At 54.2% G+C, this 12,884-nt stretch carries 12 protein-coding genes, 2 tRNA genes and 1 other RNA gene; 9 read left to right on the forward strand and 6 right to left on the reverse strand.

Going from position 1 to position 12,884, the window contains the following annotated elements; all coding sequences use genetic code 11:
* Window positions 1–127 precede the first annotated feature (127 nt).
* The 4 genes from FKM52_RS06535 (at window position 128) to FKM52_RS06550 (ending at window position 4,118) form a co-directional block, all read left to right on the forward strand.
* Window positions 128–679: an NAD(P)H nitroreductase gene (locus FKM52_RS06535; protein WP_141175393.1), complete on the forward strand. Its 552-nt coding sequence runs from the start codon at window positions 128–130 to the stop codon at window positions 677–679.
* Between the two features lie 134 nt (window positions 680–813).
* A complete protein-coding gene (selD, locus tag FKM52_RS06540) occupies window positions 814–1,857 on the forward strand; it encodes a selenide, water dikinase SelD (RefSeq protein WP_141175394.1) in 1,044 nt (347 codons plus the stop codon).
* An 18-nt stretch (window positions 1,858–1,875) separates the two neighbouring features.
* Window positions 1,876–3,792 (forward strand): DNA topoisomerase III, encoded by a 1,917-nt coding sequence (locus tag FKM52_RS06545; protein WP_141175395.1) that lies wholly within the window; start codon window positions 1,876–1,878, stop codon window positions 3,790–3,792.
* The gene (locus FKM52_RS06550) at window positions 3,792–4,118 is read left to right on the forward strand and encodes a DUF1496 domain-containing protein (RefSeq protein ID WP_377091389.1); all 327 of its coding nucleotides are present in this window, start codon (window positions 3,792–3,794) and stop codon (window positions 4,116–4,118) included. Before FKM52_RS06545 ends, FKM52_RS06550 begins: the two co-directional genes overlap by 1 nt.
* A 34-nt stretch (window positions 4,119–4,152) precedes the next feature.
* On the opposite strand, the gene xthA is transcribed toward FKM52_RS06550, so the two are convergent.
* The 6 genes from xthA to FKM52_RS06580 all read right to left on the reverse strand — a co-directional run bounded on the left by xthA (window position 4,153) and on the right by FKM52_RS06580 (window position 7,262).
* The gene (gene xthA, locus FKM52_RS06555) at window positions 4,153–4,959 is read right to left on the reverse strand and encodes an exodeoxyribonuclease III (RefSeq protein WP_141175396.1); all 807 of its coding nucleotides are present in this window, start codon (window positions 4,957–4,959) and stop codon (window positions 4,153–4,155) included.
* Window positions 4,960–5,264: 305 nt separating this feature from the next.
* A non-coding RNA gene (locus tag FKM52_RS06560) (RtT sRNA) lies at window positions 5,265–5,389 on the reverse strand.
* A gap of 44 nt (window positions 5,390–5,433) precedes the next feature.
* Window positions 5,434–5,518, reverse strand: a tRNA-Tyr gene (locus FKM52_RS06565).
* A gap of 157 nt (window positions 5,519–5,675) precedes the next feature.
* Window positions 5,676–5,760 (reverse strand) — tRNA-Tyr (locus FKM52_RS06570).
* Window positions 5,761–5,902: 142 nt separating this feature from the next.
* Window positions 5,903–6,751: a formyltetrahydrofolate deformylase gene (gene purU, locus FKM52_RS06575; protein WP_141175397.1), complete on the reverse strand. Its 849-nt coding sequence runs from the start codon at window positions 6,749–6,751 to the stop codon at window positions 5,903–5,905.
* A gap of 52 nt (window positions 6,752–6,803) precedes the next feature.
* On the reverse strand, window positions 6,804–7,262 hold the full coding sequence (locus tag FKM52_RS06580) for a YchJ family protein (protein WP_141175398.1): 459 nt from the start codon (window positions 7,260–7,262) through the stop codon (window positions 6,804–6,806).
* A 109-nt stretch (window positions 7,263–7,371) separates the two neighbouring features.
* On the opposite strand from FKM52_RS06580, the gene rssA reads away from it, so the two are divergent.
* The 5 genes from rssA (at window position 7,372) to FKM52_RS06605 (ending at window position 12,877) form a co-directional block, all read left to right on the forward strand.
* Window positions 7,372–8,274: a patatin-like phospholipase RssA gene (gene rssA / locus FKM52_RS06585; RefSeq protein WP_141175399.1), complete on the forward strand. Its 903-nt coding sequence runs from the start codon at window positions 7,372–7,374 to the stop codon at window positions 8,272–8,274.
* A gap of 100 nt (window positions 8,275–8,374) precedes the next feature.
* Window positions 8,375–9,388, forward strand: coding sequence for a two-component system response regulator RssB (rssB, locus tag FKM52_RS06590; RefSeq protein WP_141175400.1), 1,014 nt, complete (start codon window positions 8,375–8,377; stop codon window positions 9,386–9,388).
* 196 nt (window positions 9,389–9,584) lie between these two features.
* Window positions 9,585–10,493: a UTP--glucose-1-phosphate uridylyltransferase GalU gene (gene galU, locus FKM52_RS06595; RefSeq protein WP_141175401.1), complete on the forward strand. Its 909-nt coding sequence runs from the start codon at window positions 9,585–9,587 to the stop codon at window positions 10,491–10,493.
* Between the two features lie 24 nt (window positions 10,494–10,517).
* Window positions 10,518–11,858 (forward strand): UDP-glucose dehydrogenase family protein, encoded by a 1,341-nt coding sequence (locus tag FKM52_RS06600; protein WP_141175402.1) that lies wholly within the window; start codon window positions 10,518–10,520, stop codon window positions 11,856–11,858.
* 14 nt (window positions 11,859–11,872) lie between these two features.
* Window positions 11,873–12,877 carry an NAD-dependent epimerase gene (locus tag FKM52_RS06605; protein WP_141175403.1) on the forward strand — a complete coding sequence of 335 codons (1,005 nt, stop codon included), beginning with the start codon at window positions 11,873–11,875 and terminating at the stop codon, window positions 12,875–12,877.
* Window positions 12,878–12,884 lie beyond the last annotated feature (7 nt).

Genomic DNA, 12,884 nt, shown 5'->3' on the forward strand with positions numbered 1-12,884 from the left:
TGCCAAAATTTCATCCACATCCTAAAGAGCGGCAGGGCAAAAGTCAGTAGGAAATCGCTCATCTCTGTAACAAAACTTCAGCCTGTGGTAATTTAATAAGAATGCTAATCATTATCAGGAGGGCCCTATGGAGGCACTGAGTTTACTGGTTAACCGCCGTTCCGCGTCGCGTTTAACCGAGCCTGCGCCGGGCGGCGAAGCGCTGGAAAATATTTTGCGCGCCGCGATGCGCGCGCCGGATCATGGCACCCTGCAGCCCTGGCGCTTTCATATTATAGAAAAAGATGGTCTTGATCGTTTCAGCCAGCTGCTGGAGCAGGCGGCGCGCGACGGCGGCCAGGATGATAAAGCAGTCGAAAAAGCGAGGCAGGCGCCGTTTCGCGCGCCGATGATTATTACCGTAGTGGCGCACTGCGAAGCGCATCCTAAAGTGCCGCGCTGGGAACAGCTGCTTTCCGCCGGCTGTGCGGTTATGGCGATGCAGATGGCCGCGATGGCGCAGGGCTTTAACGGTATCTGGCGCAGCGGAGCCTGGACGGATAACGAAGCGGTACGCACGGCTTTCCACTGTCGCGAACAGGATGCGATTGTCGGTTTCCTCTATCTCGGCACGCCGCAGCTTAAATCCTCTACCACGGTTTTACCGCCTGAAACCGCACCCTTTGTCAGCTATTTCTGACAGACGCGCCGCATTTATTCTGGCAGGGTAGCGCTTTGGCCCTGCTTTTTCCGCACACTGCGACCGGGGTGACTTATCACGCTATGGCTAACACGTTAACATACGGCCCAGTGATGCGGACGAAGGAGCCACCCATGAGCCAGAAAATTCGTTTGACCCAATACAGCCACGGCGCGGGCTGCGGTTGTAAAATATCTCCCCAGGTTTTAGAAACCATCCTGCAAAGCGAGCTGACGGCGTTTCACGATCCTCAGCTGCTGGTGGGGAACGAAACGCGCGACGATGCTGCCGTGTATGACCTGGGAAACGGTACGGCGGTAATCAGCACCACCGATTTTTTTATGCCGATTGTCGATGATGCGTTTGATTTTGGACGCATCGCTGCTACCAACGCCATTAGCGATATTTACGCCATGGGCGGCAGGCCGATAATGGCGATTGCGATTCTGGGCTGGCCGCTGGAGAAACTGCCGCCGGAAATCGCCAGGCGAGTGGTGGAGGGCGGACGCAGCGTCTGCCATGCTGCCGGCATCGCGCTGGCGGGCGGCCACTCTATCGATGCGCCGGAGCCGATTTTTGGGCTGGCGGTTACCGGCGTGGTGCCCAGCGAACGGGTGAAAAAGAACAGCGCCGCCGAAGCGGGCTGTACGCTGTTTCTCACCAAGCCGTTGGGCATTGGCGTGTTAACCACCGCCGAGAAAAAATCACTGTTGCGTCCGGAACACCAGGGGCTGGCGCGTGACGTAATGTGCCAGCTAAACAGCGCCGGCGAACATTTCGCCCGCCTCTCCGGGGTGACGGCTATGACCGACGTTACCGGCTTTGGCCTGCTGGGGCATCTGAGCGAAATTTGCCAGGGCTCCGACGTGCGGGCGCGGGTGCGATTTTCGGCCGTGCCGCGTCTGCCGGGCGTGGATGATTATATTGCCGCTGGCTGCGCGCCGGGCGGCGCCCAGCGCAATTTTGCCAGCTATGGCCATCTGATTGGCGAGATGAGCGAGCCGCAGCGTAAACTGTTGTGCGATCCGCAAACGTCCGGTGGTTTACTGGTGGCGGTGCGTCAGGATGCCATTGACGAGTTTCGTCGACTGGCTGACAATCTGATGCTTTCCGTCAGTCCGATTGGCGAGTTAATTCCGGCCAGCCCCGGTGTTCCCTTGATTGAAATATTGCCGTAAGAGAGTCTTGCCCCATTAATGCGCCTGTTTATTGCTGAAAAGCCAAGCCTGGCCCGTGCTATTGCCGATGTGCTGCCAAAACCGCATCGGCGCGGAGATGGCTATATTGCCTGTGGAAACGATCAAATTGTCACCTGGTGCGTGGGGCATCTGCTGGAACAGGCGCAGCCTGACAGCTACGATAGCCGCTATGCGCGCTGGGCGCTGGCCGATCTGCCGATTGTGCCGGAAAAATGGCGCCTTCAGCCGCGTCCTTCGGTGGCGAAGCAGCTGAACGTGGTAAAAAAACTGCTGGAGCAGGCCGATGAAGTTGTCCATGCAGGCGACCCGGACCGTGAAGGGCAGCTGCTGGTGGACGAGGTGCTGGATTACCTCGCGCTGCCTGCTGAAAAGCGCGAAAAGGTACAGCGCTGCCTGATTAACGATCTCAACCCGCAGGCCGTGGAGCGCGCCGTAGGACGTCTGCGCCAGAATCGGGAATTTATCCCGCTGTGCGTTTCGGCGCTGGCGAGAGCGCGCGCCGACTGGCTGTACGGCATTAATATGACCCGCGCCTGGACGCTGCTGGGCCGTAATGCGGGCTATGACGGCGTGCTGTCGGTAGGGCGCGTACAGACGCCGGTGCTGGGGCTGGTGGTGCGGCGCGATGAAGAGATCGAGAACTTTGTTCCCAAAGATTATTTTGAGGTGAAGGCTCATATCGTAACGCCTGAAGAGGAGCGATTCGTTGCCCTCTGGCAGCCGAGCGACGCCTGCGAACCCTGGCAGGATGAAGAGGGACGGCTGCTGCATCGTCCGCTGGCGGAGCATGTGCTGGCGCGCATCGGCGGCCAGCCGGCGCTGGTTACCAGCTATCAGGATAAGCGCGAAAACGATACGGCGCCGCTGCCTTTTTCGCTCTCCAGCCTGCAGATTGAGGCGGCAAAACGCTATGGCCTCAGCGCGCAGATGGTGCTGGATACCTGCCAGCGCCTGTATGAAACCCACAAACTGATCACCTATCCCCGTTCCGACAGCCGCTATCTGCCGGAGGAGCACTTTGCCGGACGCCATGCGGTGCTGAATGCGATCGGCGTACATCAGCCTGATATGAAGCCGCCGGCGGATTTTGCCAGCGATCGTAAAAATCGCTGCTGGGACGATAAGAAAGTGGATGCGCACCATGCCATTATTCCTACTGCGCGCAGCAGCGCGGTACGGCTGACCGATAATGAAGCTAAGGTGTATGGCCTGATTGCGCGTCAGTATCTGATGCAGTTCTGTCCTGATGCGGTTTATCGTAAGTGTGTTATCGAACTCGATATCGCCGGCGGGAAATTTATCGCTAAAGCGCGTTTTCTGGCCGAGGCGGGCTGGCGCGCGCTGTTAGGCAGCAAGGAGCGTGATGAAGAGAATGACGGTACGCCGCTGCCGGTCGTAGCAAAAGGCGACGAGCTGCTGTGTGAAAAAGGTGAAATCGTCGAGAAGCAAACTCAGCCGCCGCGCCATTTTACCGACGCTACGCTTTTATCCGCCATGACCGGTATCGCCCGTTTTGTGCAGGATAAAGATCTAAAGAAAATCCTGCGTGCAACCGATGGTTTAGGAACGGAGGCGACGCGGGCAGGCATTATTGAGCTGCTGTTCCGGCGCGCTTTCCTGGTGAAGAAAGGGCGTTATATTCACGCCACCGAGGCGGGCAGGGCGCTGATTCATTCTCTGCCTGAAATGGCCGCACGCCCTGATATGACGGCGCACTGGGAATCGACGTTGACGAAAATCAGTGAAAAAGCCTGTCGTTATCAGGACTTTATGCAGCCGCTGGTAGCGACGCTGCATGAGCTTATCGCCCAGGCGCGCCAGCAAAGTTCCGCGCGCGCGTTTCGCGGCGTAGCGGCGCCCGGCGGCGGCGGCAAACGTCGTGGCAAAAAGGCGAAAGCGAAGGAGACGGGATAGTGAAACGGGTATCGGGTATCGCGCTGCTGCTATTGATCGCTACGGCGGTGCAGGCGCAGCGCCATGATTATGGCGCCGGCAGCGGCGGGGCGGGAAATAGCGGGAGTACGGCAGGCAACAGCGATGTGGTAGTGGAGCTGCCGCCGGAAGTCTGGACGCAGGGGCAGAACGGCGCGCAGGCATCTCCCTGTTTACGCTGCTGTACCTATGAGAATCGCAGCTATTCCGAAGGCGCGATCGTTAAGGCGGAAGGAATACTGTTGCAGTGCGTGCGCGATGAAAAATCATTGGGAACCAATAATCTTATCTGGCGCATAGTTAAATAAGCAACGCTGCGGATGGACCCGCAGCGCCTGAATGTTACAGGCTAAATTCAGCCCAGATCGGGGCATGGTCGGAAGGTTTTTCCATGCCGCGAATCTGATAATCAATGCCGGTATTGATGCAGCGCTGCGCAAGCGGGCGCGTAGCTAACAGCAGGTCGATCCGCAGGCCGCGATTATCATCAAAGCCTTTCGAGCGGTAGTCGAACCAGGAGAAACGGTCAGCGCAGTCAGGGTTAGCCGCACGCCAGGTATCCACCAGCCCCCAGTTCAGCAGGCGATCCATCCACTCGCGCTCTTCCGGCAGGAAAGAACATTTGCCGGTGCGCAGCCAGCGTTTACGACTCTCCTCGCCAATGCCGATATCAAGATCGCTGCTGCTGATATTCATGTCGCCCATAATCACCACCTGGTCATCGGCTTTCAGATGCGCTTCCAGATAGCTTTGCAGATCGCGGTAAAATTTCTCTTTGGCCGGAAATTTAGTGGGGTGGTCGCGGCTTTCGCCCTGGGGAAAATAGCCGTTGATGACGGTAATATCGCCTGATGGCGTAGGGATTTGCGCCATAATCAGACGACGCTGCGCCTCTTCATCATCGTCGGGAAAGCCGCGTTGCACCGTTAGCGGCATTTCGCGCGTCAGCAACGCCACGCCATAATGACCTTTTTGCCCGTGATAAAAGACGTGATAGCCCAACTTGCTGACTTCCTCCAGCGGAAACATATCGTCGTGGACTTTGGTTTCCTGCAGGCCGATAACATCTGGGTTATGTTGAGCGATGATCGCTTCAAGCTGATGGGGGCGAGCGCGTAGCCCGTTGATGTTGAAGGAGATAAATTTCATGTCGCGTTAACTGCCTGATAAAAGATGGCGGAATGTTAACAGAAGCGGGCGCATGATGTCACGGTAAGCCGCCGTGAGCTTTAGCGTTTTGCCTGGTGCTGCGCACGTTGTCTCGCGTTGCTCGCCCCGAACCCTGTCGAAGGTTCTTACCTTCTCTCGTTACGGGAAAATGGGATGGCTGAGCGGATGGATAAAATTGGAGAATTGTTGCTCGCCCCGAACCTTGTCGAAGGTTCTCACCTTCTCCCGTTACGGGAAAATGGGATGGCTGAGCGGATGAATATAACTGGAGAATTAAAGAAAGATGGTGGTGGGAGAAGGATTATTCGTCGCTTCGCTCCTCACCCTGCGGGCCGTGCTGCGCACGTTGTCTCGCGCTGCTCGACTCGAACCTTGTCGAAGGTTCTCACCTTCTCCCAACAGTGAAAACGTCAACCGTTTCACTCTGGTTCAACGTGGCGTCAATATTGAAAATGGTGGTGGGAGAAGGATTCGAACCTTCGAAGTCTGTGACGGCAGATTTACAGTCTGCTCCCTTTGGCCGCTCGGGAATCCCACCAGATAAAGCTGTTTAGATAATGCCTGGCGCTTTCAGCTTAGTCAATCGCCGTTGTCTCGCGCTGCTCGACTCGAACCTGTCGCAGGTTCTCACCTTCTCCCAACAGTGAAAACGTCAACCGTTTCACTCTGGTTCAACGTGGCGTCAATATTGAAAATGGTGGTGGGAGAAGGATTCGAACCTTCGAAGTCTGTGACGGCAGATTTACAGTCTGCTCCCTTTGGCCGCTCGGGAATCCCACCACTGGTCAGACATAAATGCCTGAAAGCGGGGCGCATCATACCAAATGATGCGATGCTGTAAAGCGTCATGCGGAAAAAAGCGTATCGTTCGCCGCTTTTTTATGCACGGCGCCGGTTTGCTGAACAACCGGCGCCGCCGACATTACAGAATAATCGTGCGGTTGCCGTAAACGAATACGCGCTGACCCAGCACCTTATCCAGCGCCCGACTCAGGACATTCTTCTCTACGTCCCGTCCCGCGCGCATCATCTCTTCTGCCGTATAACTGTGATCGACGTTAATCACATCCTGCATAATAATCGGACCTTCATCCAGGTTGTCATTTACGTAGTGCGCCGTTGCGCCGATAATTTTTACGCCGCGCTCATAGGCCTGGTGGTAAGGGCGCGCGCCGATAAACGCCGGCAGAAAAGAGTGATGAATATTGATAATCTGGTTAGGGTAGCGCTGGACGAAAGCAGGCGTCAGTACACGCATATATTTCGCCAGCACGACATAATCTGGCTGGTAGCGATCGATCTGCTCCGCCATGTTATTATCATGCTCTTCGCGGCTGAGCCCTTCATGGCTAACCAGTACGAAAGGAATATCGAAACGTTCAACCAGCGAGCGCAGCGTATCGTGATTGCCGATAACCGCGGCGATTTCCATATCCAGCCCGCCAAAAGCGCTTTTCATCAGCAGATCGCCCAGACAGTGCGCCTCTTTAGTTACCAGGATCACTACGCGGCGGCGTCCGGCGCACTGTAGCTCGCGAACGGAACCCTGCGGCAGCGCGCCATCCAGATCGGCCAGCAAGGTGGCGTCGTTAAAGATACCTTCCAGCTCGGTACGCATAAAGAAACGGCCGGTGCGATGATCGACAAACTCATTGTTCTGTACGATGTTGAGTTCGTGCTTGTAGCAGATGTTCGTGATTTTGGCGATAAGACCTTTGGCGTCAGGGCAAATCGTTCGTAGTACTTTTCGTTGTAGATTTTGCGCTTGCATCTGTATCAATCCTGTTGAAGCGGGAGAGCGGCGGAACTGAACGGCGCCAGCATTACTGGCCGCAACACTTTTTGTATTTTTTGTCGGAGCCACAGGGACAGCGATCGTTTCGACCCACCTGAGGTGCGGTTCCGTCAATATAGTACCAGCGTTGATCCTCGCGAACAAAGCGCGAACGTTCATGAACTGCAGCGGAACGGCCGTTTTCGCGGTAACGCGCAAAAAAGGTTACCCAGGCTTCGTTTTCCTTCTCTCCATCTTCACAGGCAATTATCCTCAATCCCAGCCACTGGGTATGAGGAAAACTTTCAGACAATGCCTGGCGCAGCTGCGGGGAGCGATGGGTACTGTGCCAGGTAGCGATTAAGTAGTCAGCGTCGTGCCGGCTATAGGCGGTGTAACGCGAGCGCATTAAGGCTTCCGCGGTAGGGGGCAGCAGGTCGCCACTTAGATAGCGACCGCAACATAGGCTATACTGCAAACCGCTGCAGCATGGGCAGTTTTCAGACACGTTATCTCCAGGTTTTGCAACCACAGGGTTAAAGGCGTTATTTTACGTTATGTTATCTGACCCTGGCGCTTAACGCCATTCAGCAAAGAAGGGTTAAAACAGGAATGCAATGAGAAAGGTGAAAGTTGGACTGGCGCTGGGTTCAGGCGCCGCCAAGGGATGGGCCCATATTGGCATTATCAATGCGCTGGCGCGCGCGGGCATAGAGCCTGATGTGATTGCCGGCTGTTCTATCGGCGCGCTGGTTGGCGCAGCACAGGCAACAAACCGGCTGGAACTGCTGGATAAATGGGTACGTTCGTTTAGCTATTGGGATGTGATTCGGTTGATGGATTTTTCATGGCAGCGAGGCGGCTTGCTGCGCGGCGATCGCGTTTTTAACCAGATCCGTCGGCTGATGCCTGATGAGTCTATCGAACAGTGTCATCTCCGCTTTGGCGCGGTGGCTACCAATCTGAGCACCGGACGCGAGCTCTGGTTAACCGAAGGCGATTTACATCAGGCGCTACGTGCTTCCTGCAGCATGCCGGGGCTGCTGGCGCCCGTTGAGCATCAAGGCTACTGGCTGGTAGATGGCGCCGTGGTCAATCCGGTTCCGGTTTCGCTGACCAGAGCGCTGGGCGCGGATATCGTTATCGCCGTAGATCTTCAGCACGACGCCCATTTAATGCCGCAGGATTTACTTTCCGCTTCGCCAGCGCAGCCCGCGCCGGAAACGGAGCTTATCACCTGGCGCGCCCGGTTACGTCAACGTCTTGCGCAGCGCCTGACGCAGCGACGCGCTATGCTTGCGCCGGGCGCCATGGAAATTATGACAACCTCTATTCATGTTCTGGAAAATCGTCTGAAACGCAGCCGCATGGCGGGAGACCCGCCGGATGTTTTACTACAGCCCTATTGTCCGCAAATCAGGACGCTTGATTTTCATCGCGCAGAGGAAGCGATCGCCGCCGGGGAAGCTGCGGTTGAGAAAAAAATGGATGAATTATTACCGTTAGTACCAGGCCGGTAAGGGGAATGGGTCAATTATATATGTCACTTCAGTCAAATCTGACAGGCACAAGTGCGTATCCTGGACCACTATTGAATTATCTGGCTTACAGGGGGACGCAATGGAAAAACCATTAACAGGAAAACAGATCCTGATTGTTGAGGATGAGATCGTTTTTCGCTCCCTGCTGGAAAATTTCTTAGGTTCGCTTGGCGCTGATCTGCTTGTGGCTAACGATGGGCTTGATGCTATCGAAACGTTGCGCTCCCATCAGCCCGATTTACTGATCTGCGATCTGGAAATGCCGCGGATGAACGGCATCAAGCTGGTAGAGCATTTACGCACCCGCAACAACCAGGTTCCTGTACTGGTCATTTCCGCCACTGAGCAGATGTCCGATATTGCTCATGTTCTGCGTCTTGGCGTGCAGGATGTCTTGCTGAAGCCGATAAAAGATATGGAGCGCCTGCGAGAGGCGGTCTACGAGTGCCTGTATCCTTCGATGTTTACGTCGCAGGTCGAAGAAGAGGAGCAGCTCTTTCAGGACTGGGATGCTTTAGTCAGCGATCCTTCCGCGGCGGCCAAACTGCTTAAGCAACTGCAGCCGCCGGTGCAGCAGGTGATTGCTAACTGCCGTATCAACTATCGTCAGCTTACGATGGCGGAACAGCCGGGGCTGGTACTGGATATTGCCGCATTATCCGATAAAGATCTGGCTTTTTATTGTCTGGATGTTACGCGCGCCGGCGACAACGGCGTGCTGGCGGCACTGCTGCTGCGGGCGCTATTCAACGGCCTGCTGCAGGAACAGCTTTCCGGGCAAAAGCAGCGTTTGCCGGAATTAAGCAGCGTATTAAAGCAGGTTAATCTGTTATTGCGCCAGGCGAATCTAAAAGGGCAGTTTCCTTTATTAGTCGGCTATTATCATCAGGCCCGTAAAAATCTGATTCTGGTTTCAGCAGGTTTAAACGCAACGCTAAACATTGACGATCAAGAAATACAACTTAGCAACGGCGTACCTTTAGGAACCCTGGGCAGCACGCATCTTAACCAAATTAGCCAGCAGGGCAGCGCCTGGCAGTGTCAGGTATGGGGAAACGGCGGGCGGCTACGCCTGATGCTGTCGCCTGAATAATCACCGGTTGTTTTTTATTTTTTGCATTTCACAGACAGTTGTAACTATAAGTTTTACACTTGGGTAATAATCTTAATTTCGCCAGAATCATCTTATCCAGGATAAATCCGGCGGCCCTGAACTGATATACTCGTTTCGTTTTTTAAATTGACATATCAAGCATTAACTTGAACGGCCTATAAGAGAGGTGCCTTTAATGTCTGCCTATAAGTCTAAAGTAAAAAAAGCGGTAATCCCTGTTGCCGGTTTGGGGACGCGTATGCTACCCGCAACCAAGGCCATTCCAAAAGAAATGCTGCCGCTGGTTGATAAGCCGTTAATTCAGTATGTCGTTAACGAATGTATCGCCGCCGGGATTAATGAGATTGTGCTGGTTACGCATTCCTCAAAAAACTCCATTGAGAACCATTTTGATACCAGTTTTGAGCTGGAAGCGATGCTGGAAAAACGCGTGAAGCGTCAGCTGCTGGATGACATTCAGTCTATCTGCCCGCCGCACGTTACCATCATGCAGGTTCGTCAGGGCATTGCGAAGGGGTTGGGGCACGCGGTAATGTGCGCGCATCCGTTAGTGGGCGATGAGCCGGTAGCGGTTATTCTGCCCGACGTTATTATCGATGAGTATGAATCTAATCCGACCAAAGATAACCTGGCGGAAATGCTGAACCGTTTTGATGAAAGCGGCCGCAGCCAGATTATGGTCGAACCGGTAGCCGACGTTACCGCCTATGGCGTAGTGGATTGCCAGGGCGCGGAATTGCAGCCTGGCGACAGCGCGCCGATGGTAGGCGTAGTAGAAAAACCGAAGGCCAGCGAAGCGCCGTCAAACCTTGCGGTGGTAGGACGCTATGTCCTTTCTGCCGATATCTGGCCTCTGCTGGCCAAAACGCCTCCGGGAGCCGGTGGTGAAGTGCAGCTGACCGACTCTATCGCCATGCTGATGGAAAAAGAAACGGTTGAAGCTTACCACCTGAAAGGCATCAGCCATGACTGCGGCAACAAGCTGGGCTATATGCAGGCATTCGTTGAGTATGGTTTACGCCATCCGTCACTGGGCAATGATTTCAAACAGTGGCTGAATGATACCGTTGAAAATAAAAAGTAACTCACACAGCAACAGGATAACGCAATGAAAGTCACCGTATTTGGTATCGGCTATGTGGGTCTGGTTCAGGCAGCGGTACTGGCCGAAGTCGGACATGACGTTCTTTGTATTGATGTCGACGAAAACAAAGTCGAAAATCTGAAGAAAGGAATTATTCCCATCTATGAGCCGGGTCTGACGCCACTGGTTAAGCAAAACTATGAAGCGGGCCGTCTGAACTTTACTACCAATGCCGAAGAGGGCGTAAATCACGGGGTGATGCAGTTTATCGCCGTGGGTACGCCGCCGGATGAGGATGGCTCTGCCGATCTGAAATATGTTACTGCCGTGGCCCGCACCATTGCTCAGCATATGAACGAGCACAAAGTGGTGCTGGATAAATCTACCGTGCCGGTTGGCACCGCCGATCGCGTTCGCGGCGTTATGCAGGAAACCCTGAACGCACGCGGCGTGGATTTAACCTTTGACGTGGTTTCCAACCCTGAATTTCTGAAAGAAGGCGCGGCGGTTAGCGACTGTATGCGTCCTGAACGTATCGTTGTCGGCACCGATAACGAAGAAGTTGTTGAGCTGCTGCGTGAACTGTACGAGCCGTTTAACCGTAACCACGATCGTCTGATTCTGATGGATATTCGTAGCGCAGAGCTGACCAAGTATGCCGCCAACTGCATGCTGGCGACAAAAATCAGCTTTATGAATGAGATTTCCAATCTGGCGGAACGGCTGGGAGCGGATATTGAAAAAGTGCGTCAGGGTATCGGCTCCGATTCCCGTATTGGTTATCACTTTATCTATCCGGGCTGCGGCTACGGCGGTTCCTGCTTCCCGAAAGATGTGCAGGCGCTGATTCGCACGGCTGAAACCATCGGCTATAAGCCTCGTCTGCTGCAGGCGGTAGAGGATGTCAATGACGATCAAAAAATGAAGCTGCCAGGCTTTATTAAGCGTCACTTTGGCGACAATCTGCAGGGCAAAACTTTCGCACTGTGGGGGCTGGCGTTTAAGCCGAATACAGACGATATGCGCGAAGCCTCCAGCCGGGTGCTGATGGAGACGCTCTGGGCAGCTGGCGCAACGGTTCAGGCTTTTGACCCGGAAGCGATGGATGAAGCTCAGCGGATCTATGGCCACCGCGCCGATCTTAAGCTGATGGGAACTAAAGAAGCGGCGTTGCAGGGCGCTGATGCGTTGGTTATCTGCACCGAATGGCAAAACTTCCGCGCGCCGGATTTCGACGTCATTAAAAATGCCTTAAAACAACCCGTGATTTTTGACGGGCGTAACCTGTATGATCCAGAGCGCACCAGCAAACGCGGTTTTGTTTATTATGCAATTGGCCGCGGAGCGTCTCTTCAAATTGCATAATTAATGGGGAATATATGAACTATCTGGTTACCGGCGCGGCAGGGTTTATTGGTTTTCACGTTACCCAACGCCTGTTGTCGGCCGGTCACCAGGTTGTCGGCCTCGACAACCTGAATGATTATTATGATGTTAATCTTAAACGTGCCCGCCTTAATGAAATTACTTCCGCAGATTTTACCTTTATTGAAGCTGACTTAGCCGATCGCGCCGCCATGGCTTCTCTGTTTACGCAGCACCGTTTTCAGCGGGTAATCCATTTGGGCGCTCAGGCTGGGGTACGTTACTCTATTGAAAATCCGCATGCCTACGCAGATGCCAATTTGACTGGACATCTCAATATCCTGGAAGGCTGTCGTCACCATAAAATCGAGCATTTGTTATACGCTTCCTCCAGCTCTGTTTATGGGCTGAATCGAAAAATGCCTTTTTCTACTGATGACAGCGTCGATCATCCGGTATCGCTTTATGCGGCGACGAAAAAAGCAAATGAGTTAATGTCCCATACTTATTCCCATCTTTATGGCATTCCTACCACCGGGCTGCGATTCTTTACCGTGTATGGTCCGTGGGGCAGGCCCGATATGGCGCTGTTTAAATTTACACGCGCTATTATTGCCGGTGAAAGTATTGACGTATATAACAACGGCGAAATGCGCAGGGATTTCACCTATATTGATGACATTACGGAATCTATCTATCGTTTGCAGGCGGTTATTCCTCAAAGCGATGCTGGCTGGACGGTTGAAAAAGGTTCACCGGCAACCAGTTCGGCGCCTTACCGGGTCTATAATATCGGTAACAGCCAGCCAGTGACGCTGATGGCTTATATAGAGGCGCTGGAGAAAGCGCTGGGTATTGCGGCGCGTAAAAACATGCTGCCGATGCAGCCTGGCGACGTACTGGAAACCAGCGCCGATACGCAGGCGCTGTTTGAAGCTATCGGCTTTAAACCGCAAACCAGCGTAGAGGAGGGCGTTCAGCGCTTCGTCGACTGGTACCGGGCGTTTTATCGGGTATAAAGCGGAT

It is taken from the genome of Mixta tenebrionis, from assembly GCF_006517625.1.
Classification (GTDB): Bacteria; Pseudomonadota; Gammaproteobacteria; order Enterobacterales; family Enterobacteriaceae; genus Mixta; species Mixta tenebrionis.

Coding starts and splice junctions, on each gene's coding strand:
- FKM52_RS06535 (WP_141175393.1), top strand. CDS start 128: ATGGAGGCACTGAGTTTACTGGTTAACCGCCGTTCCGCGTCGCGTTTA.
- selD (WP_141175394.1), top strand. CDS start 814: ATGAGCCAGAAAATTCGTTTGACCCAATACAGCCACGGCGCGGGCTGC.
- FKM52_RS06545 (WP_141175395.1), top strand. CDS start 1,876: ATGCGCCTGTTTATTGCTGAAAAGCCAAGCCTGGCCCGTGCTATTGCC.
- xthA (WP_141175396.1), bottom strand. CDS start 4,959: ATGAAATTTATCTCCTTCAACATCAACGGGCTACGCGCTCGCCCCCAT.
- purU (WP_141175397.1), bottom strand. CDS start 6,751: ATGCAAGCGCAAAATCTACAACGAAAAGTACTACGAACGATTTGCCCT.
- rssA (WP_141175399.1), top strand. CDS start 7,372: ATGAGAAAGGTGAAAGTTGGACTGGCGCTGGGTTCAGGCGCCGCCAAG.
- rssB (WP_141175400.1), top strand. CDS start 8,375: ATGGAAAAACCATTAACAGGAAAACAGATCCTGATTGTTGAGGATGAG.
- galU (WP_141175401.1), top strand. CDS start 9,585: ATGTCTGCCTATAAGTCTAAAGTAAAAAAAGCGGTAATCCCTGTTGCC.
- FKM52_RS06600 (WP_141175402.1), top strand. CDS start 10,518: ATGAAAGTCACCGTATTTGGTATCGGCTATGTGGGTCTGGTTCAGGCA.
- FKM52_RS06605 (WP_141175403.1), top strand. CDS start 11,873: ATGAACTATCTGGTTACCGGCGCGGCAGGGTTTATTGGTTTTCACGTT.